Origin of the sequence: Actinoplanes sp. NPDC024001, from assembly GCF_040638955.1 — a bacterium.
Lineage (GTDB): Bacteria > Actinomycetota > Actinomycetes > Mycobacteriales > Micromonosporaceae > Actinoplanes.
This window is the reverse complement of the sequence record NZ_JBEZZB010000014.1, coordinates 1-20,737: the sequence shown is the minus strand read 5'-3', so window position 1 is coordinate 20,737 and position 20,737 is coordinate 1. Positions and strand designations below refer to the sequence as shown.

Annotated in this window: 17 protein-coding genes and 2 pseudogenes; 11 read left to right on the top strand and 8 right to left on the bottom strand. The window is 72.4% G+C overall.

The window, feature by feature from the left end; translation table 11 throughout:
* Positions 1-64 precede the first annotated feature (64 nt).
* A complete protein-coding gene (locus tag AB0F81_RS07870) occupies positions 65-1,276 on the top strand; it encodes a molybdopterin molybdotransferase MoeA (RefSeq protein ID WP_360192718.1) in 1,212 nt (403 codons plus the stop codon).
* On the opposite strand, the gene AB0F81_RS07865 is transcribed toward AB0F81_RS07870, so the two are convergent.
* From AB0F81_RS07865 to AB0F81_RS07835, 7 genes are all read right to left on the bottom strand, one after another.
* Complete coding sequence (locus AB0F81_RS07865; RefSeq protein ID WP_360192715.1) at positions 1,268-2,158, bottom strand: 2-hydroxy-3-oxopropionate reductase; 891 nt, start codon at positions 2,156-2,158, stop codon at positions 1,268-1,270. The two genes, AB0F81_RS07870 and AB0F81_RS07865, sit on opposite strands and share 9 nt — an antisense overlap.
* Positions 2,155-2,982 carry a TIM barrel protein gene (locus AB0F81_RS07860; RefSeq protein ID WP_360192713.1) on the bottom strand — a complete coding sequence of 276 codons (828 nt, stop codon included), beginning with the start codon at positions 2,980-2,982 and terminating at the stop codon, positions 2,155-2,157. Before AB0F81_RS07860 ends, AB0F81_RS07865 begins: the two co-directional genes overlap by 4 nt.
* Positions 2,979-3,197, bottom strand: a complete 219-nt coding sequence (locus AB0F81_RS07855) for a formate dehydrogenase subunit delta (protein WP_360192710.1) — start codon at positions 3,195-3,197, stop codon at positions 2,979-2,981. The genes AB0F81_RS07860 and AB0F81_RS07855 overlap by 4 nt, the downstream gene beginning before the upstream one ends.
* Positions 3,197-5,980 carry a formate dehydrogenase subunit alpha gene (gene fdhF / locus AB0F81_RS07850; RefSeq protein WP_360192707.1) on the bottom strand — a complete coding sequence of 928 codons (2,784 nt, stop codon included), beginning with the start codon at positions 5,978-5,980 and terminating at the stop codon, positions 3,197-3,199. Before fdhF ends, AB0F81_RS07855 begins: the two co-directional genes overlap by 1 nt.
* Entirely contained in the window at positions 5,977-7,536 is a 1,560-nt protein-coding gene (locus AB0F81_RS07845; RefSeq protein ID WP_360192704.1) for an NADH-quinone oxidoreductase subunit NuoF, read from the bottom strand. Before AB0F81_RS07845 ends, fdhF begins: the two co-directional genes overlap by 4 nt.
* A complete protein-coding gene (locus tag AB0F81_RS07840) occupies positions 7,533-7,976 on the bottom strand; it encodes a formate dehydrogenase subunit gamma (RefSeq protein ID WP_360192701.1) in 444 nt (147 codons plus the stop codon). Before AB0F81_RS07840 ends, AB0F81_RS07845 begins: the two co-directional genes overlap by 4 nt.
* Positions 7,977-8,122: 146 nt before the next feature.
* Positions 8,123-8,890 (bottom strand): SAM-dependent methyltransferase, encoded by a 768-nt coding sequence (locus AB0F81_RS07835; protein WP_360192698.1) that lies wholly within the window; start codon positions 8,888-8,890, stop codon positions 8,123-8,125.
* Between the two features lie 85 nt (positions 8,891-8,975).
* Between AB0F81_RS07835 and AB0F81_RS07830 the strand changes: the two genes are divergently transcribed.
* The 3 genes from AB0F81_RS07830 to AB0F81_RS07820 all read left to right on the top strand — a co-directional run bounded on the left by AB0F81_RS07830 (position 8,976) and on the right by AB0F81_RS07820 (position 11,949).
* A complete protein-coding gene (locus AB0F81_RS07830) occupies positions 8,976-10,616 on the top strand; it encodes a glycoside hydrolase family 9 protein (protein ID WP_360192695.1) in 1,641 nt (546 codons plus the stop codon).
* A gap of 4 nt (positions 10,617-10,620) precedes the next feature.
* Positions 10,621-11,475: an alpha/beta hydrolase gene (locus AB0F81_RS07825; protein WP_360192692.1), complete on the top strand. Its 855-nt coding sequence runs from the start codon at positions 10,621-10,623 to the stop codon at positions 11,473-11,475.
* A gap of 90 nt (positions 11,476-11,565) precedes the next feature.
* The gene (locus AB0F81_RS07820; RefSeq protein WP_360192689.1) at positions 11,566-11,949 is read left to right on the top strand and encodes a hypothetical protein; all 384 of its coding nucleotides are present in this window, start codon (positions 11,566-11,568) and stop codon (positions 11,947-11,949) included.
* A 13-nt stretch (positions 11,950-11,962) separates the two neighbouring features.
* On the opposite strand, the gene AB0F81_RS07815 is transcribed toward AB0F81_RS07820, so the two are convergent.
* On the bottom strand, positions 11,963-12,958 hold the full coding sequence (locus AB0F81_RS07815; RefSeq protein ID WP_360192686.1) for a Ppx/GppA phosphatase family protein: 996 nt from the start codon (positions 12,956-12,958) through the stop codon (positions 11,963-11,965).
* A 177-nt stretch (positions 12,959-13,135) separates the two neighbouring features.
* Here AB0F81_RS07815 and AB0F81_RS07810 point away from each other — a divergent pair, with 177 nt between their 5' ends.
* The 7 genes and pseudogenes from AB0F81_RS07810 to AB0F81_RS07780 all read left to right on the top strand — a co-directional run.
* Positions 13,136-13,912, top strand: coding sequence for a hypothetical protein (locus tag AB0F81_RS07810; RefSeq protein ID WP_360192683.1), 777 nt, complete (start codon positions 13,136-13,138; stop codon positions 13,910-13,912).
* A gap of 51 nt (positions 13,913-13,963) precedes the next feature.
* Positions 13,964-16,342, top strand: coding sequence for a hypothetical protein (locus AB0F81_RS07805; RefSeq protein ID WP_360192680.1), 2,379 nt, complete (start codon positions 13,964-13,966; stop codon positions 16,340-16,342).
* Positions 16,339-16,968 (top strand): hypothetical protein, encoded by a 630-nt coding sequence (locus AB0F81_RS07800; RefSeq protein WP_360192677.1) that lies wholly within the window; start codon positions 16,339-16,341, stop codon positions 16,966-16,968. The genes AB0F81_RS07805 and AB0F81_RS07800 overlap by 4 nt, the downstream gene beginning before the upstream one ends.
* 200 nt (positions 16,969-17,168) lie before the next feature.
* Positions 17,169-17,873: pseudogene (locus AB0F81_RS07795) on the top strand (PA domain-containing protein); the annotation flags it as partial.
* 69 nt (positions 17,874-17,942) lie between these two features.
* Positions 17,943-18,596, top strand: a pseudogene (locus AB0F81_RS07790) (M28 family metallopeptidase); the annotation flags it as partial.
* A gap of 226 nt (positions 18,597-18,822) precedes the next feature.
* Positions 18,823-19,968 carry an inositol-3-phosphate synthase gene (locus tag AB0F81_RS07785; protein ID WP_360192674.1) on the top strand — a complete coding sequence of 382 codons (1,146 nt, stop codon included), beginning with the start codon at positions 18,823-18,825 and terminating at the stop codon, positions 19,966-19,968.
* Positions 19,955-20,737 (top strand): SCO3242 family prenyltransferase (locus tag AB0F81_RS07780; RefSeq protein ID WP_360192671.1); only part of this gene is annotated, 783 nt, incomplete at its 3' end. The genes AB0F81_RS07785 and AB0F81_RS07780, both read left to right, overlap by 14 nt.

The following is a 20,737-nucleotide window of genomic DNA, read 5'->3' as shown; positions in this document are numbered from 1 at the left end:
CGTATACAGTATGTAGGATTCTCGCTGATGCGGTGGGTCACTGTCCAGACGACGAGGAGTGCGCATGAGTGTCACCGGCTGGCACCAGGCCCGGCGGATCGCCCGGGAGGCGGGCCGCCCCCTGCCCCCGGCCGAGGTGCCGCTCGACCGGGCCGCCGGCTCCGCGCTCGCGACACCGCTGGTCGCGCTCTCTCCCCTGCCGGCCTACGACGCCGCCGCCATGGACGGGTTCGCCGTCGCCGGCACCGGCCCGTGGCGAATCACCGGACGCGTCCTGGCCGGCGACCCGCACCCGCCCGCCCCGCTGTCGCCCGGCGAGGCGATGGAGATCGGCACCGGCGCGCTGGTCCCGGCCGGCGCCGCCGCCGTGCTGCCCTACGAGCAGTCCACCCGGACCGGCCGCACGGTGAGCGGCGCGTTCGCCCCCGGCCGGCACATCCGCCGGCGGGGCGAGGACTGCCCGGCCGGCCAGGAGGTGCTCCCCGCCGGCACGGTCGTCACCTCCGTCGTTCTCGGGCTGGCCGCCAGCCTCGGGCACGACACGCTGACCGTGCACCGCCGGCCCCGGGTCGCGACGGTGGTCACCGGGGCCGAGCTGTGCCGGGCCGGCATTCCGGCGGCGGGACAGGTCCGCGACGCCATCGGCCCGATGCTGCCCGGCCTGATCCGGGCCGCCGGCGCCGAGCCGGCCTCGCAGACCCGGGTCACCGACGACCCCACCGCGCTGGTCGACGCGCTGCTGCGCCCGGACGCCGAGGTGCTGGTGGTCTGCGGTGCCACCTCGGCCGGCGCCGCCGACCATCTGCGCGGGGCCCTCGACACGCTGGCCGCGCGAGTTGCGGTCCGGGGTGTGGCCTGCCGGCCCGGTCACCCGCAGCTGTTCGCGGTGCTGCCGGACGGCCGGTTCGTCGTCGGTCTGCCCGGAAACCCGTACGCGGCGCTGGTCGCCGCACTGACCCTGCTGTTCCCGCTGCTCGGCCGGCTGGCCGGCCGGGCCGCGCCGCCGGCGCTGACCGCCACCCTGGCGGGCCCGGTGACCGCGCACGATCGGGACACCCGGCTGGTGCCGGTGACCCGGATCGGCTCGCTGGCCCGGCCCGCCGGGCACGACCGGCCCGGATCGCTGTGGGGCGCCGCCGGGGCGGACGCGCTCGCGGTCGTGCCGCCGGGCCACGCCGGCGGCGAGGTCGAACTGCTCGCGCTGCCCGCCGGCGACCTGGTGACCGCGGCGGACCGCCGGCCCGGCCAGGTCGCCGGCGTGCCGGTGTCACGGTAGGGCGGAGGACCGGCCGGAGAGCTGCTCGACCAGCTTCAGCAGCGCGCTGTGGTCCAGGCCGCCGTCGCCCTGCGCCTTGAGCGCGGCGATCAGCTGCGCGACCGCCGACCCCAGCGGGATCACCACGCCGGCGTCCCGGGCCGCGGAGGTGACGATGCCCATGTCCTTGTGGTGCAGGTCGATCCGGAAGCCGGGCTCGAAGCGGCGGGCCAGCATCCCGGCCGCCTTGCGGTCCAGGATCCGGTTGCCGGCCAGGCCGCCGGCCAGCACCCGGATCGCCGCCTCGGTGTCCACCCCGTACGCCTCGAGGAAGACGATCGCCTCGGCGACGAGCTCGATGGTGCCGGCGACGATGAGCTGGTTGGCGGCCTTCACCGTCTGGCCGGCGCCGTGCGGGCCGACGTGGACCACGGTCGCGCCGACCACCTCCAGCACCGGCAGCGCCGCCTGGAAGTCCTCGGCGCGGCCGCCGACCATGATGGAGAGGCTGCCCTCGATCGCGCCGGGCTCGCCGCCGCTGACCGGGGCGTCCAGCACCCGTACCTCGAAGGTCTTGGCCGCTTCGGCGACCGCGCGTGCGGTCGTCGGCGAGATGCTGCTCATGTCGATGTAGAGCTGACCCGGCCGGGAGCTGGCCAGGATGCCCTGCTCGCCGAGGGCGACCGTCTCGACGTCCGCCGAGTCGCGGACCATCGTGACGATGATGTCCGCCTTCTGCACCGCCTCGGCGACGCCGGCGGCGATCTGGCCGCCGGCATCGGTCAGCAGGGCGTTGCGGGCCGGGGTGACGTCGTAGCCGATGACGTCGAACCCGGCCCTGGCCAGGTTGACGGCCATCGGGGCGCCCATGATGCCGAGGCCGATGAAACCAACGGTTGTCATGCGAGGGGGTTCCCTTCGTGGTTGGCGCGGCGGTCGCGGGGCAGCCACTCGAAGCTCAGCCCGCTCGGCCCGCTCGGGACGTACTCCAGGCCGACCCAGCCCCGGTAGCCGGCCTGCTCGAGCTGGCTGAGGTGCCCGTCGAGATCGATGGCGCCGGAGCCCGGCTCGTGCCGGCCCGGTGCGTCGGCGATCTGCACGTGCCCGATCCGGTCGGCGTGCTCGGCGAGGACCTTGGTCACGTCGTCGCCGTTCACGGTCAGGTGATAGAGGTCGGCGAGGAACGCCAGGTTGCCCACCCCACGCTCGGCCCGCACCCGGTCCAGCACCGCGACGACGTCGGCGGCGGTGCGCAACAGGTACGGCTGCGGCCCGCTCACCGCCTCGACCAGCACCGTGCCGCCGATGCGGGCCACCGCCGCCGCCGCGAAGGCCAGGTTCGCCACCGCCGTCTCGTCCTGGCGGTCCCGGTCGAGGAAGGGGATCCGGTTGCCGTACAGGGCGTTGAAGGACCGGCAGCCGGTGGCGGCGCCGATCATCTCGACCAGTTCCACGTTGTCGCGGAACTCGGCGGAGTGCGCCGGTGAGGACAGCACCCCCCGGTCGCCGCCGGGCATGTCGCCGGCGAAGAAGTTGAGGCCGACCAGTTGGACGCCGGCGTCGCGGATGGCCTCGGTGAACGCTTCCACGTCGGACGCCGGTGGCACCGCCTCGGGGAACGGCCACCAGAACTCGACCGCGTCGAATCCGGCTGCCTTCGCCGCCGCCGGCCGGTCCAGCAGGGGCAGCTCAGTGAACAGGATCGAACAGTTGACGTCGAATCTCACGAGCCCTCCTGAGCGTTGGTCAGTAGCCGGGCGGCGGCCAGAGCGAGCGGGTCCAGCATCTGCGGCTCGGACTCCACGCGCCTCATCAGCTCGGCGCGCATCCGCGGATCCCAGAAGGCCCGGATGTGGGCGGCGATGGCCGCCGCGGCCGCCTCCGGCGCCTGGTGCTGGAACTGGACGGCGATGTCGTTGAGCATCCGGATCTGCGGGGACATCACTCGGCCGCCATGGCCGACTGCAACGCCGTCTTGAGACCGACCTGGACCGCGGTCACCTTGTACTCCGGGCAGTTGGTCGCCCAGTCGGAGTTCTCCGTGGTGACGACGTTCGCGCCGGTCACCGGGTGGTGGAAGGTGGTGTAGACGACCCCGACCGGCATCCGGTCCGCGAGCACCGCACGCAGGGACGTGGCGCCGACCCGGCTGGTCAGGACGACCTCGTCGCCGTCGTTGATGCCGCGAACCTCCGCGTCGTGCGGATGGATCTCCAGGACGTCCTCGGGGTGCCAGGCCACGTTCGCGGTCCGCCGGGTCTGCGCCCCGACGTTGTACTGGCTGAGGATGCGGCCGGTGGTCAGGATCAGCGGGTACTTGCGGGTGCTGCGCTCGCGGGTCGGCACGAACGGGGTCTGCACGAAGCGGCCCTTCCCGCGTACGAAACCGTCCATGTGCATGATCGGCGTGCCCTCCGGAGCCTGCTCGTTGCAGGGCCATTGCACGCTGCCGAGCTTGTCGAGCTTGGCGAAGGAGACCCCGGCGAACGTCGGCGTGAGCGCGGCGATCTCGTCCATGATCTGGCCCGGGTCGTCGTAGTGCATCGGGTAGCCCATCGCCTGGGCGATCTCGGCGACGATCTGCCACTCGTGCTTGCCGGTCCTCGGCGGCATCACCGGGCGCACCCGGTTGATCCGGCGCTCGGCGTTGGTGAACGTGCCGTCCTTCTCCAGGAAGGAGGTGCCGGGCAGGAAGACGTGCGCGAACTTGGCGGTCTCGTTGAGGAACAGGTCCTGCACGACGACCAGCTCCAGCGCCGTCAGTGCGGCGTGCACGTGCTTGATGTTCGGGTCGGACTGCGCGATGTCCTCGCCCTGCACGTAGAGCGCCCGGAAGCTGCCCTCGATGGCGGCGTCGAACATGTTCGGGATCCGCAGGCCGGGCTCGGCCTGCAGGGTGCTGCCCCACATGTTCTCGAACACCCCGCGGACGACGTCGTCGGAGACGTGCCGGTAGCCGGGCAGCTCGTGCGGGAACGAACCCATGTCGCAGGAGCCCTGCACGTTGTTCTGCCCGCGCAGCGGGTTGACCCCGACGCCCTCGCGGCCGATGTTGCCGGTCGCCATCGCCAGGTTCGCCATGCCCATCACCATGGTCGAGCCCTGGCTGTGCTCGGTGACGCCGAGACCGTAGTAGATCGCGCCGTTGCCGCCGGTGGCGAACAGCCGCGCCGCCGCCCGGACCTCCTCGGCCGGCACCCCGGTGAGCTCCTCGACCGCCTCCGGGCTGTTCTCCGGGCGGGCGATGAACGCGGCCCAGTCGTCGAAGTCCTCGCAGCGCTCGTCGACGAACGAGCGGTCCACCAGGCCTTCGGTCAGCACCACGTGCGCCAGCGCGTTCACCACCGCCACGTTGGTGCCGGGCGCGAGCTGCAGGTGGTGCTGCGCCTCGATGTGTGGCGACCGGACCAGGTCGATGCGGCGCGGGTCGATCACGATCAGCTTGGCGCCCTCGCGGAGCCGGCGCTTCATCCGGGACGCGAACACCGGGTGCCCGTCGGTCGGGTTCGCGCCGATCACCATGATCACGTCGGACTTGGCGACCGACCGGAAGTCCTGGGTGCCGGCCGAGGTGCCGAAGGTCTGCTTCAGGCCGTACCCGGTCGGCGAGTGGCAGACCCGGGCGCAGGTGTCCACGTTGTTGTTGCCGAACGCGGCGCGGATCATCTTCTGCACCACGTAGACCTCCTCGTTCGTGGTGCGCGAGGAGGTGATGCCGCCGATCGCCCCGACACCGTGCCGGGACTGGATGTCGCGCAGCCTGGCGGCGGTGAAGGAGATCGCGGTGTCCCAGTCGACCGGCCGCCACTCGTCGGTGATCCGCTCGCGGATCATCGGGGTGAGCACCCGGTCCGGGTGGGTGGCGTAACCGAAGGCGAACCGGCCCTTGACGCAGGAGTGCCCCTCGTTGGCGCCGCCGTCCTTGTAGGGCACCATCCGGACCAGCTCGGCGCCGCGCAGCTCGGCCTTGAACGAGCAGCCGACCCCGCAGTACGCACAGGTGGTGATCACGCTGCGGCTCGGCATCCCGAGCTGGATCACCGACTTCTCCTGCAGGGTCGCCGTCGGGCAGGCCTGCACGCAGGCGCCGCAGGACACGCACTCCGAGCTCATGAAGTCGGTGCCGCCGGCCGAGACCTTCGAGCCGAAGCCGCGCCCCTCGATGGTCAGCGCGAACGTGCCCTGCACCTCGCCGCAGGCCCGCACACACCGGGAGCAGGCGATGCACTTGGAGGCCTCGAAGTCGAAGTACGGGTTGCTGGAGTCGGTCTTCTCGTCGCGGTGGTTGGCGCCCTCGTACCCGTAGCGGACCTGCCGCAGGCCGACCGCGCCGGACATGTCCTGCAGCTCGCAGTCGCCGTTGGCCGAGCAGGTGAGGCAGTCCAGCGGGTGATCGGAGATGTACAGCTCCATCACGCCCTGCCGCAGCTTCTCCAGCTTCGGCGTCTGGGTGCTCACCCGCATACCCTCGGCCACCGGCGTGGTGCAGGAGGCCGGGGTGCCCCGCCGGCCGTCGATCTCCACGAGACACAGCCGGCACGAGCCGAACGCCTCGAGGCTGTCGGTGGCGCACAGCTTCGGGACGTCGATCCCGCACAGGGCTGCCGCCCGCATCACCGAGGTGCCCTCGGGCACGGTCACCGGCAGGCCGTCCACCTCGATGGACACCGTGGCCGGGCCGGGCTTGGCGGGAGTGCCGAGGTCGGGTTCCTTCAGCAGGCTCATCGGGGGCCGCCTCCATTCGGGCTTCGTGGGCTGAAGTCGTCGGCGAAGTGCAGAAGGGCGCTGCGGACGGGCATCGGGGTCAGGCCGCCCATCGCGCACAGCGACCCCTCGGTCATCAGTTCGCACAGGTCGCCCAGCAGGGCGAGGTTGTCGTCCGGGTCCTGCCCCGCGACGATCTTGTCGATCACTTCCACGCCCCGCACCGAGCCGACCCGGCAGGGCGTGCACTTGCCGCAGGACTCCTCGGCGCAGAACTCCATCGCGAATCTCGCCATGGCCGCCATGTCCACGGTGTCGTCGAAGACCACGACGCCGCCGTGACCCAGCATCGCGCCGGCGGCGGCGAACGCCTCGTACTCCATCGGCAGGTTCAGGCCGTCGGCCGGCAGGTAGGCCCCGAGCGGCCCGCCGACCTGCACGGCGCGCACCGGCCGCCCGGTACGGGTGCCGCCGCCGTACGTGTGAATCAGCTCCTGCAGGGTCATGCCGAAGGCCGTCTCGAAGATGCCGCCGCGGGCGATGTTGCCGGCCAGCTGGAACACCTGGGTGCCGCGCGACCGGTCGACGCCGAGCGCCTGATAGGCCGCCGCGCCGCCGGCGAGGATCGCCGGAACCGACGCCAGCGTCAGCACGTTGTTCACCACGGTCGGCTTGCCGAACAGCCCGGTGATCGCCGGGATCGGGGGTTTCGCGCGGACCATGCCGCGCTTTCCCTCCAGACTCTCCAGCATCGCGGTTTCCTCACCGCAGATGTACGCGCCCGCGCCGACCCGCACGAACAGGTCGAACCGCAGCCCCGAACCGAGGACGTCCTGCCCCAGCCAGCCCTGCTCGCGGGCCACGGCGATGGCCTGGCGCATGGTCCGCACCGCGTCCGGATATTCCGAGCGGATGTAGACGTAGCCCTCGGTCGCGCCGACCGCGTGGGCGGCGATCGTCATCCCCTCGATGAGGGTGAACGGGTCGCCCTCCATCAGCATCCGGTCCGCGAACGTCCCGCTGTCGCCCTCGTCGGCGTTGCAGCAGACGAATTTCAGCGCGTCGGGGGTGCCGGCCACGGTCTGCCACTTGATCCCGGCCGGAAAGCCGGCGCCGCCGCGGCCCCGCAGTCCCGACTCGATGACCTCGGCGACCACCTCCGCCGGGGGTTTCGCCAGCGCACGGCGCAACCCGGTCAGGCCGCCGTGCGCCACGTAGTCGTCCGGCGAGAGCGGATCGATCACGCCGACGCGGGCGAAACAGAGCCGGGTCTGGTCGCGCAGCCACGGCAGCTCGGCCACCACACCCTGGCACAGCTCGTGGTCGGCGCCGTCGAGCAGGCCGGCCGCGACGAGGTCGTCGACCAGGTGGGGCTCGACCGGGCCGTAACCCACCCGCCCGCGCTCGGTGACCACCTCCACCAGCGGTTCCAGCCAGAGCATGCCGTGCGAGCCGTTGCGGACGATCCGGATCGGGCGGCCCAGCTCAGCCGCTTTCCGCTCCAGGTCGGCGGCGACCTCGTCGGCGCCCAGGGACAGCGCGGCTGAATCGCGGGGCACGTAGACCGTGGTGGTCATCGGCTCACCTCTTCCGTCAGGAGGGCGTCGAGCCGGGCCGGGCTGAGCCGGCCCCGCACCCTGTCGTTGACCTGGCCGGCCGGGCCGAGCGCGCAGTTGCCCAGGCAGAAGACCTGCTCCAGCGTGACCGCGCCGTCCGGGGTGGTCTGCCCGACCTTGATTCCCAGGACCTGCTCGGCGTGCGCCACCAGCCGCTCCGCACCCACCGACTGGCAGGCCTCGGCCCGGCACAGTCGCAGCACGGTCGCGCCGGCGGGCTCGGACCGGAAGTCGGTGTAGAAGGTGACGACCCCGTGCACGTCGGCACGGGAGATGTTCAGCTCGGCCGCCAGCACCGGCACGACGTCGGCGTCGACGTAGCCGAACTCGGCCTGAATGCGATGCAGGATCGGCAGGAGCGCGCCACGATCGCCGCGATGGGCCGCGACCAGCGCACGCACCCGATCCGTTACCGAAGTGCCAGGACTGACCACGACGATCCCGCCTCCATCCACACCGGTCGGCTAGGGATCCACCATACTGCGCTCTGAATACGGTATGCAATGTCGAGTGACAGTCCGGCTCAGTGTCCGACGTGCGGGCCGACCTACGGCTTGCGGCCGACCGCGCCGTACTGGTCGATCTCGGGGAGGACCGCGTCCGGGCGCCATCGGGTCACCGGCACCAGGCCGGGGTCGACCAGCTCCAGCCCCTCGAAGAACCGGGCCAGGCGGGCCGGGCTGCGCAGGTGATAGGGCAGCGCGGCGGACTCGTTCCAGATGCGGGCGGCCTCGACGACCTCGGGGGTGTTGTCGGTGCTGTCGCAGACGGCCAGGTAGCTGCCCGGCGGCACCGCGTCCACCACCGTGCGGACCAGGTCGTTCGCCACGGCGTCGTCCTCCACGTGGCCGAGGACGCCCATGAACAGCACGGCCACCGGCCGCGCGAAGTCGAGTGTGCCGGCCGCCTCGCGCAGGACGGGCGCCAGGTCGTACAGACTGCCGTCGAGATAGACCGCGGCGCCGTCCGGATGGCTGGTCAGCAGCGCGCGGCCCTGGGTGAGGACCAGCGGATCGTTGTCGACGTAGACGATCCGGCTGTCCGGCGCCACGGACTGGGCGACCTCGTGCGTGTTGTCGGCGGTCGGCAGCCCGGCGCCGATGTCGAGGAACTGCCGGATGCCGGCCTCGCCGGCCAGGTAGCGCACCACGCGGGTGAGGTAGGCGCGGCTGAGCCGGGCGTTCTCGGCCAGGGTGGGCTGGCCGGCCAGGACCTGCTCGGCAACCGCCCGGTCCACGGCGTAGTTGTCCTTGCCGCCGAGCAGGAAGTTCCAGATCCGCGCGGTGTGCGGGACGGTGGGCTCGTCGCTGACCACGGCCACAGCCTAGACCGCGACCAGTCCGATGAGGACCATCGATTCGGATTGACAGCCAACCGGAGGACTGGGAGCGTTCCCACTCATGTCCAACGTCGCGGTCAATCAGGTGGGTTACCTTCCGTCCGGGCCGAAGCGGGCCACCCTGGTCACCGGCGCCACGAGCGCGCTGCCGTGGCAGCTCGCCGACGGCGCGGGCCGCGTCGTCGCCACCGGGACGACCGACCCGCGCGGCACAGACATCTCCTCCCACCAGAACGTGCACACCATCGACTTCAGCTCGCACCAGCAGACCGGCGCCGGCTTCACGCTGACCGCGGACGGTGCGACCAGCCGGCCCTTCGTCATCGAGGCGGACCTCTACGTGCCGTTGCGTGCCGACGCGCTGAAGTTCTTCTACTGCCAGCGCAGCGGCATCGAGATCCGCGAGGACCTGCGGCCCGGCTACGGCCGCCCGGCCGGGCATCCCGGCGACCGTGACGTCCCCTGCGCCCCCGACGCCGGCGACTACCGGCTGGACGTGCGCGGCGGCTGGTATGACGCCGGTGACCAGGGCAAATACGTGGTCAACGGCGGAATCACGGTGTGGCAGCTCCTGCACGCCTTCGAGCACCGGCGCGGCCTCGACGACCTGCCGCTCGACCTGCCGGAGACCGGCAACGGCGTTCCCGACCTGCTCAACGAGGTGCGCTGGGAGCTGGACTTCCTGCTGCGCATGCAGGCGCCGAGCGGCCTGGTGCACCACAAGATGCACGACCGGGCGTGGACCGGCCTGCCGACCCTGCCGCACCTCGACCCGCAACCGCGTGAGCTGCGCCCGGTCTCCACCGCGGCCACGCTGAACCTGGCAGCCACGGCGGCCCAGGGGGCACGGATCTACCGGAAGTACGACGCGGACTACGCGGAACGCCTGCTGACTGCCGCGCGCACCGCCTATGCCGCGGCCCGGGCCCACCCGATCCGGTACGCCCCGGTCGAGGACACCGTGGGCGGCGGCCCGTACAACGACGACGACGTGCGGGACGAGTTCTACTGGGCGGCGGCCGAGCTGTTCCTGACCACCGGCGAGCACCAGTACGCCGAGGCGGTGCTGACCTCCCCGCTGCACACCGCGGACGTCTTCGGCCCGTACGCCCTGGACTGGGCGGCCACCGCGGCCGCCGCCCGACTCGGCCTCGCCCTGAGCTCCAGCGACCTGCCCGGCCTCGCCGACGTGCGCGCCTCGGTCGTCGCCGGCGCGGACAGATACCTCGGCATCCTGCGGGCCCATCCGTACGCGGTGGCGTACGCCCCGCCCGGCAACCAGTGGGACTGGGGCTCCAACAGCATGGTGCTGAACAACCTGATGGTGCTCGCCGTGGCCCACGACCTGACCGGCGAGTCCGGCTATCGGGACGGCGTCCTGGAGGGCCTGGACTACATCCTCGGCCGCAACGCGCTGAACCTGTCCTACGTCACCGGTTACGGCACCGACTTCGCGCAGAACCAGCACAGCCGCTGGTACGCCCACCAGCTCGACCCGAGCCTGCCGCATCCGCCGAACGGAACCCTGGCCGGCGGCCCGAACTCGGGGCTGCAGGACGACGTGGCGCAGGCCCGGCTGACCGGGCAGGTCGGCCAGTTCTGCTACGTCGACGACATCCACTCCTGGTCGACCAACGAGCTGACCATCAACTGGAACGCGCCTCTCGCCTGGATCGCCGCCTTCGCCGCCGAACTAGGGTGACCGTGTGCCCTTCTTCACCTCGCACGACGGTACGCGGCTGCACTTCGACGAGGTGGGTGACGGGCCACCCCTGCTGGTGCTGCCCGGTGGCCCCGGCACCGACGTACGGTATATCGGAGATCTCGGCGGCCTCGCCGCCGGCCGCCGTCTGATCCGGATGGACGCCCGGGCCGCGGGCCGTTCCGAGGTTCCCGGCGACCGCGCCGGCGTGTCGTTCGCCGAGCAGGCCCGCGACGTCGACCAGCTGCGCCGCTTCCTCGGGCTCCCCCGCCTGGATCTGCTCGCGCATTCGGCCGGGACGCTCACCGCGCAGGAGTACGCCGCGGCCCACCCCGGCCTGGTGCGCCGGATGGTGCTGGTCACGCCGGTCGGCCGGGCCGCCCGCGAACCGGACGCCGCGGAGCTGGCGGCGCTGCGGGCCTCCCGTGCCGGCGAGCCCTGGTACGAGGCGGCGGCCGCCGCCGATGCCGCCCTGCGAGCCGGCGGCCTCAGTCGCGAGGCCGAGGTGCTGGCGCGGGCCCGGATGGTGCCGTTCTCCTGGCACCGGTGGTCGGCGCAGCGCCGCCGGGCGGAGTACGTGCCGGGGCATGCCACCTCACTGCCGTGGCTGCGCGACGCGTTCTACACCGGATCGTCGAGCGAGCCGGACCGGCTGGCCCGGCTCGCGGCGACGCGGACACCGGTGCTGGTGATCGCCGGCGCCTCGGACGGCCTCATCGGCACCGCCCCGGCACGCCTGGTGGCGGCGACCTATCCGGACAGCCGCCTGGAGGTGATGCCCGAGGCCGGGCACCGGCCCTGGGCCGAGCAGCCCGATCGGTTCCGCACCCTGGTCGGCGACTTCCTGACTCTCCCGTAGACCCGCGTCCGAATTCGTCCGAACTTCCCCCACACCCGGGATCGGCGCCCAACACTCGACGCGGAGTCACTACGTGGAGACGAGGAGACCATGAGATTCACGAACGCCTGCACCGCTCTGGCCGTCCTGACCGCCGGCATCCTGGTCATCGGCAACCCGGCACAGGCGAGCGGCGCGACCGCCACGGCGGAATCGGCCGCGGCGAAAGCGGCGAAGAAGCCGCTGCGGGCCGAACGCCGCACGGACTTCGACGCGATCGCCTGCGGCACCTCGATCGAGCAGGGCGGCGACAGCACCATCATCACCCACTACCACTGCTCGGGTACGGATCTCGCGCTCGCCCTGACCGCCCGCAACAGCGACGGCAGTGTCGCCTTCACCTCGGAGTGCCAGCAGTTCCTGGCCGGTGAGGCGTGGTACTGGGAGATCACCCGCAGTCCCGTCTTCCTCTACCGCGTCGCGGGGTGTGCCTGAGCGGCGGTGACGGTCACTGCGCGATGTTCATGATCCGCCGGGGCTGCCGGTCGGTGAGGGGCCACGGCCGCCGGGACGGGGTGGGCACGCCGAGCGTGTCCAGCCGGTGCAGGATCACGCCCTCACGCAAGGCCCAGGGGCAGATCTGCAGCTCGCTGACGTCCAGCGCCCGCATCGCCGCCGTGGCCACCAGCGCGCCCGCCACGAGCTGGTGGGCGCGGCCGGGGCTGACGCCGTCGAGGGCGGCCAGGTCCTGCGCGGCCATCCGGCTGATGAAGCCGAACAGCTGGCGCAGCCCGGCGTCGGTGAGGGTGCGGCGGCTCCGCGGACCGGTGCCGGCCGGGGCGGCGTCGGCGAGCCGGGCCAGCGACCGGAAGGTCTTCGAGGTGCCGACGGCGAGATCGTACGGACCCGCCGCGCGGATCCGCCGGGCGACCGGCGCGAGGGCCGTGTCGAGGTCCGCGGCCAGCGCCTCGACGTCGCGGCGCGCGGGCGGGTCGCCGGGCAGCCGTTGCCGGGTGAGCCGTCCGGCCCCGAGCGGCAGCGACAGCGCCACGTCGGGGTCCTCGTCGCGGCCCACCGCCAGTTCCAGGGAGCCGCCACCGATGTCGAGCACCAGCAGTCGCCCGGCCGACCAGCCGTACCAGCGGCGGACCGCCAGGAAGGTGTAACGGGCCTCGTCCTCGCCGGACATCACCTGCAGGTCGACGCCGGTCTCGGCGCGCACCCGGGCCAGAACCGCCCCCGAGTTGTCCGCGTCGCGCAGCGCCGAGGTGGCGAAGGCCAGCAGCTCCTCGCACCCGGCGATCGCCGCGGCCGCCTTCGCCCGGGACACCGCGCGCACCAGCCGGCCGGCTCCGGCGTTCGTCAGCCGGCCCGCCTCCACCTGCTCGGCGAGCCGCAGCTGCGTCTTCTCCGAGCGCATGGGCTGGGGGTGGCCGCCCCGGTGCGCGTCGACCACGAGCAGATGCACGGTGTTCGATCCGACGTCCAGCACACCGAGCCGCATAGCACGACGTTAACGCGGAGGTATCAACCATCGATGGTCACTTCGGGGCGATTCACCGGGTGTTCAGGGACAGTTCGCCCGGTGCCCATGATCCGGCCGCCCCCTGGGTGAGCCCGCGATCTTCTATCCTGTGTCGATCGGCCAGGAGCGGGAGAAAAGGGGCGTGATCCGGAACCGATGCTGACCGACTGGCTCGACGACCTGCTCACCAAGTACCTGACGCTGACCGACGAGGTGCCCCGCGACGACCTGCTGGACTTCTCGGCCGGATCACTGCCGGCCGTCGGCGCTCTGCTGCTGGAGCGGTACGACGATCCCGAGCTGGTCCGCGACGACCCCGACGACGAGTTCGCCCCGGCCGTCGCCGCGTACCTGGGTGAGACGCTGCTGCGGGCGGCCGGCGGCCGCTGGGCCTGGCCGGACGACGAGCCGGTGGTGATCCCCGGCGACGGGCTCGACCTCAAGCCGGTGGCGCCGTTCGCGCTGATCGAGCAGGTCGTGGAGCAGGGCGGCGCGGCGCCGCTGACCTCGGTGTGGGAGCAGTGGACGGCGGCGGTCGCGCGGGCCGGCGCCCGCCCGGCCAAGGAACCGACCGAACTGGACTCGCTCACGCCGGTGGAGGACGCCGCCCACCTCGCGGCCTGGACCGGCGCCCGGACCGCGCGCTTCGGGGAGGCCACGCCGGAGTCGCTGGACCTGGTCGAGGAGGCCTTCCGCGCGGCCGGCCCGGACGATCCTGAGCTGTTCGCCGACGCGGTCTGGCACGTGGGTGAGGTGCTCCGGCGCCGCTTCGGCGGGCGGTGGACTCAGGACGCCCCCGGCCCGACCGACACGGACACGGTCTACCTGCGCCTGGTCGGCCCGGGCCGGGCAAGCATCACCCCGTCGCGGCTGCTGGCGGCGTCGCGGAGCCAGCCGGGACATTTGCGGAGATACTGCGCTTCCATAGATTGACGCGCGCCCATATCCTCGTGGAGGCCTCACGCCGATCACGGGGAGAACACAATGGTCATGGTGCGTCGCCGGCTGGCCGCCGGCCTGGCAGCCGCCCTGCTGTGCGGATCCGCGCTTCTCGGCGCGCCGGCCGGCGCGGCGCCGCCGTCGCCTCCGCCGCCGACCACGGCGTCGCCGAGCGAGCTCCGTGAGCCCACGGTCATCCCGGGCTCGTCCACCCGGGGTGCGGATGAGCCGACGGAGACGTTCGACTACCCCAGCTTCACGTACCTGGAGGGCATGATCCCGTGGGACTCGCCGCGGCTGTCCCTGGATGCGCTGAACGCCCTCTCGGCCGACAAGGAGGACTACGCGCTCGGCACCGTGAACCGGCTGCTGGTCACGTGGCGGGACGGGGCGAGCGGGCGGCGCAAGCTGAACACCAAGCTCGCGCGCGACTGGAAGAACCTCTCCGACGAGACGCGCCGGAAGAAGTCGGAGCAGTTCTGGAAGCAATGGGTCGAGGTCACCGTCACCAGGTGGGGCAACCACCTCATCTCCGGTGAGGGCCACGAGCTGTGGGTGGCCAGGCAGGCCGGCGCCGACCCGGATCAGGGCTGGGTGCACGACAAGAAGGTCGACGGCTCCTCCTCGAGGAAACGGCCCGACTGGCACAATCCACGGCCGACGAAACAGGTGATCAACGGCCAGCAGGTCCGGGTCGAGATCATCGAGTGCAAGTACAGCGACACCGTCGCCGAGATCAACGAACGCCAGCTCCAGAACTACACCGACGAGTTCGCGAAGAACGGCGGCGGCGGCCGGTTGATGATCGTCGTCTCGGACAACCCGGCCGCGGAGGGCTACGCCAAGAACGCCGCCGACGAGGACGCGAAGATCGCCAAGGAGAACGAGCGGATCGCCGAGCTGAACCAGACGCGGCCGGCCGGCCAGAAACTGCTGCCGATCGAGGTCTACTACCGGCCGGCCAAGGCCAATCCCGTCCCGAAACTGACCGGTGACGACGTCGACCCGCCCACCGACCCGGGCGGCGGCGTCGCCACCTCCCCGGACCCGCCGCCGAAGACCTCGCCGCCCGGCGCGCTCAACGCCGGGCAGGCGCAGGAGCCCAGCCCCGCCGCGGACGCGGTCGCCGGCTCGGTCGCCTCGCCCGAGGAGGCGGCGGAGAACGCGGCGATCGGGCAGGACGCCGACCAGGCCGCCGGCGTCGTGCCGGAGGAGGACGACGTGGCGCAGCGGCAGCAGCCGCTCGGTGGCGTCGACTTCGCCACGCTGGAACTGCGCTACATCGCCGACACCTATGACGGCGGGGTCGGTACCGGGCTGGACTACGCGTACCAGGTCGACCCGAAGCCGGGCGCGAAGGTCTCCTACGGCGGCCGGGACGCGGCCCAGCTCGCGGCCGACGCGTTCTTCACCTGGCTGGCGCTGCCGCCGGAGAGCTTCACCGTCAACCTGAACCCGGACGAGCCCAACCGGATCATCGAGGCGAAACTCGGCACCACCGACGCCGGGCGGGTGCTGCTGGAGGCCGACCTGGCGATGAAGAAGTCCGTCGCGAAGTTCATCCACCCGAACACCACCCGTGGCCTGGCGTTCTGGGAGTCGCTTCGCGGCGAGGCCAAGTGCGTGTCGATGCGCCAGTGGATCGTGCCGCGCCCGGCCGTGGTCCGCGAGGACGGCAACGCGCTGTTCATCGTGGACGCGCCGCTCGAGGTGAAGATGGAGACCGAGTACATCGCCACGGCCGGGGCCGGCGGGGCGAGCGGGTGCGCCGGCCAGTCGGATGCGGACACCGAGCACAACGAGGCGCTCTACCGGGAGAAGATCCTGCCGCAGGTGGAGAAGGCCGTCAACGAGGCCCCGGAGTACGCGGACCTGCGCCGCGTCTACGCCAGCCGGGTCGCGGCCGAGTGGTACCGGCAGCGCAGCAAGAGCAAGACCACCGCGTACGGCGACCTGATCGACTCCGGCGACGTGAGCGCCTGGCCGGCCCGGATCTCGTGGTCGCCGCGTGAGGTGTGGCAGCGCATGGTGAAGTCCTACAAGGAGGGCGAGTTCCGGGTCGAGCGCCGGACGCGCAAGGGCAACTACATCTACACCAACGTGTACGTCTACGGCGGCGTCGACTGGACGACCGTACCGAAGAAGGTGCTCAGCGGCGCGGAGCTGCTCTCCGCCCGGCCGGCGATCGCCGACACCGTGGCGACCGCGCGGAGGGTGCCGTTCGCCGAGAAGGGCACCGGCCTGACCTGGCTCGGCGGCAGCACCACGCAGCGCCCGGCCGCGCAGGCCCGCCCGGTGCCCGCCGCACCGTTCGGCAAACCGCACTTCTGGCTGCTGGCCGGGCTGCCGGTGCTGCTCTGGCTGCTGGCCGGGGCCTGGCTGCTGCGGCGTGCCCGGACCGGCGGCACGGGAGCGGCCCGATGACCGCGCCGCTGCACCGGCCGGCCGGCGTGCTCGGGGCCGCGTACCTGTTCTCCGGCGCCGCCGCGCTGTGGACCTCGGCCGCCTGCGCGTCGCTGTTCGCCATCCCCCACTACCAGCGCTACTACGGCGACCTGCGGGACAGCGCGGACGCCGCGCTGCTCGCCGGTCTGCTGACCGGCTCACTCGCGGGCGGCGCGCTGCTGCTCGCCGGCCTGGCGCTGCTGCTGGCCCAGCTCGACCTGCGCGGACGCTCCGGCGCGCGGGCGATGACGTACGTGGTGGCGGCGGCCGCGGTCGCGATGTCGGTCACGATCCTGGTGCTCGACCTGTTCGCCGTGATCTCGTGGCACCGCTGGCTGATGGCCGGCGCCGCGCTGCTGACGCTCGGGCTGGTGGTGGGCGTCGGGGTGCTGCTCGCCCTGCCGTCCTCGCGCGCCTACTTCCGGCAGGCCGGGCAGGAGCGGGCGGAGCGGGCCGCCCGCGCCCGCCTGGCCCGGCAGCATCAGGCCATGCCGCATCCGGGCGCTCACCCCTGGCCCGGCGGCTATCCACCGGTGCCGCCGGGTGGCTATCCGCCCGCACCACCGCCCCCGCCGCCCCCGCCGCCGAGGTTCGACGCGCACTGACCGGTCGCGGCCGGTTGACCAGCGCCCAGATATCGCCTCAGCGGATTTGCCGATACCGCAACCGGCCACAGTGGAAGCGCGACCGGCCCTCCGGGACCACCTGATCGGCCCATGCGTGGCGTCAAGAACGCGCGTTAAGTTCCGGGCAACGCGCTTCACGGGACACGGAACATCCATCGATCCATTCACCCGGGGGGACCATGCGCAACAATCTTCGCCGAGGGGCTGTCGGCGTCGTTTCCGCAGCCACGGCCCTGGCACTTCTTCTTGCTCAACCGACGCCAGCCGGCGCCACCTCGCTCGATGACGTCTTCGCCAAGATCCTGGTCAAGCAGGTCAGCGGCGCGAAAGCCAAGGGACATCTCGACGCCCTGCAGGCGATCGCCGACGCCAACGGCGGCAACCGCGCGGCCGGGACGTCCGGCTACGCCGCATCCCGCGACTACGTCGCGAACAAGCTGCGCCGGGCCGGCTACAAGGTCACGCTCGACCCGATCAACTTCGTCGAGTCGTGGACGGAGAACAGCCCGCCCACGCTGAACCAGACCGCGCCGAACAGCAAGGCCTACGTTCCCGGCACCGACTTCGTCACCTTCCAGCCCTCTCCCGCCGGCGACGTGACCGCGCAGGTGCAGGGTGTCGACCTCACCCTGCCGCCGACCCCGACTCCGACCTCGACCAGCGGATGCGAGACCGCCGACTTCAACGGCTTCGTCCCCGGCCGGATCGCGCTCATCCAGCGCGGCACCTGCGGGTTCGCGACCAAGGTGCGCAACGCCGGATTCGCCGGCGCCTCCGGGATCATCATCTTCAACGAGGGCCAGCCCGGGCGCACCGACCCGTACCCGCTCGACATCGGCGAGTGGCGCGCCGGCATCCCGATGGTCTTCGCCAGCTTCGCCGTCGGCAACGAACTCGCCGCCACCCCCGGAACCACGGTCCGGCTCAAGGTCGACTCCACCCTGACGCTCGGCACCGACCACAACGTGATCGCCGAGACCCGGCTGGGCAACCCGAAGAACGTCGTGATGGTCGGCGCCCACCTCGACAGCGTGCCCGAGGGCCCCGGCATCAACGACAACGGCTCCGGCACCGCCGCGATCCTCGAGACCGCCCTGCAGATGCGGCACTTCCCGGTGAAGAACAAGGTCCGCTTCGCGTTCTGGGCCGCCGAGGAGATCGGCCTGCTCGGCTCCGACCAGTACGTCGAGGGCCTGTCCGCCGCCGAGCGCGACCGGATCAAGCTGTACCTGAACTTCGACATGGTGGCCTCACCCAACTACGCCTACAAGCTCTACGACGGCGACAACTCCGACGCGGTGGGCTCGCCGGCCGGACCGCCCGGCTCCGCGCAGATCGAGCAGCAGCTCGAGGCCTTCTTCGATCGCCGCGGCCTGGCCACCGTCGGCACCGACTTCGACGGCCGCTCCGACTACGGCCCGTTCATCGCGGTCGGCATTCCCGCCGGCGGCATCTTCACCGGCGCCGAGGGCATCAAGACCGCGGAGGAGCAGGCTCTGTTCGGCGGCACCGCGGGCGTCGCCTACGACATCTGTTACCACCAGGCCTGCGACACCCTCGACAACGTCAACCTGACCGCGCTCGACGTGAACGCGGACGCCATCGCCGACTCGACGGCCCGATTCGCCTTCAACACCACCGCCATCCCCTGACCGAGAAGTAGGCGCCAAGGCCTCCGATGGTGAACCATCGGAGGCCTTGGCGTCTCGCGTCCCACTTTCGCCCGATGCTGTAAAAGTTATCGACATCTATCCAAAAGCATGGACAAGACCGACCAGAAGTTCCTACGGTGAGCACCAGTCGTTCCATCGATTTCCAACGATGGGGGTGCCGATGACGGCGACCGGTGTGTGGCTGATCGGGGCCCGCGGATCCGTGGCGGTGACCAGCGTGGTGGGGGCTCTCACCCTGCGCGCCGGGCTCGCCGAGCCGCTGGGCTGCGTCACCGAGCTGCCCGAACTCTCCAGCCCGGCGGTGCCGGGCCTGGCCGACCTGACGTTCGGCGGCCATGACATCAGCGACGTCACCCTGGACAAGAAGGTGGAGAGCCTCGTCGCCGCCGGGGTGCTGCCGGTCCGGGCCGCGGAGGCGGTCGGCGCCGACCTGGCCGCGGTGCAACGTGAGCTGCGACCGGCGCCCGACGCCGGCACCCAGCTCGAGGGAGCTCGGTTGATCGCCGCGGACATCGACGACTTCCGCCGCCGGCGGGGCCTGGAGCGGGTCGTCGTGGTCAACGTGTCCTCGACCGAGCCGGCCGTCGCCGCCCACCCCGCCCATCAGAGCCTGACCCTGCTGGAGGAGTCGCTGGCCGGGCCGGGCCGGGTTCTGCCGCCGAGCTCCCTCTACGCGTACGCCGCCTTCCAGGCCGGCTGTGCCTACGTCGACTTCACCCCGTCGACCGGCGCGCGGCTGCCGGCGCTGGCGCAACTGGCGGCCCGCACCGGCTCGCCGTGGGCCGGGCACGACGGCAAGACCGGTGAGACGCTCGTCAAGTCGGTGCTGGCGCCCATGTTCGCCATGCGGCACCTGCGGGTGCGCACCTGGTCCGGCACGAATCTGCTGGGCGGCGGCGACGGCGCCAACCTGGCCGACCCGGCGGCGAACGCCGCCAAGGCCGGCAGCAAGCAGCGCGTGCTGGCCGAGACCCTCGGCTACCAGCCGCAGGGCAGCAGCCACATCGAGTACGTGGACGACCTCGGCGACTTCAAGACCGCCTGGGACCTGATCACCTTCAGCGGCTTCCTGGGCACCTCGATGCGGATGGAGTTCTCCTGGCACGGCTGCGACTCGGCCCTCGCCGCCCCGCTCGTGCTCGATCTGGCCCGGCTCACCGCCGCCGCGCACGCGGCCGGGCGCAGTGGGCCGCTCACCGACCTGGCGTTCTTCTTCAAGGACCCGGTCGGCGAGGTGCCGCACGCCCTGGCCGACCAGTGGGCCGCGCTGGTCGCCTTCGTGCGAGGCCTGCATGCGGCTTCGTGACCTGGCCGAACTGGTTCGCGCCCCGGCCGCCCTGTCGGTCCCGGGGGACGCCGTGGCCGGCGCCGCGGCCTCCGGGACGCTGGGCCGCGCGACCCCGGCGCTGGCGGCCGCCTCGGTCTGCCTCTACTGGGGTGGGATGGCCGCCAACGACTGGGCCGATCGTGACCTCGACGCCCGCGAACGCCCGGAACGGCCGATCCCGTCCGGCCGGGTCAGCCCGGGGCACGCCTGGCTCACCGCGGCGGGCCTGACCGGCGCCGGCGTCCTGATCGCCGGGCTGGCCGGCGGCCGGCGCGGCGCCGCGGTCGCGGTTCCCCTCGCCGCAGCGGTGTGGGCCTACGACCTGTGGGCCAAGAACACGGCGGCCGGCCCGGCCGTCATGGCCGCCTGCCGCGGGCTCGACGTGCTGCTCGGCGCGAGCGGCGGCCGGGTGCGCCGGGCGGTCCCGGCCGCGCTGACCGTCGCGGCACATACCTACACGGTCACCGCACTGTCCCGCCACGAGGTGTCCGGCGCGAGACCCGCACTGCCGGCCGCGACCCTGGCCGGCACGCTCGCGCTGGCCGCCGTCACGGCCGGCCGGCGCGCTGGGGCGGCCGGTCAGGGATCGGCCGGCCCGGTATTCACCGGATCAGTACCGGCCACGCCCGGACCGGCCACAGCAGGACCGGCCGCGCTGCTGGCCGCCTGGTATGCGACCGGCTACGGCGCCGCTCAGGTCCGGGCGATCGCCGACCCCGCTGCCGGCCGGGTGCGCGCGGCGGTCGGC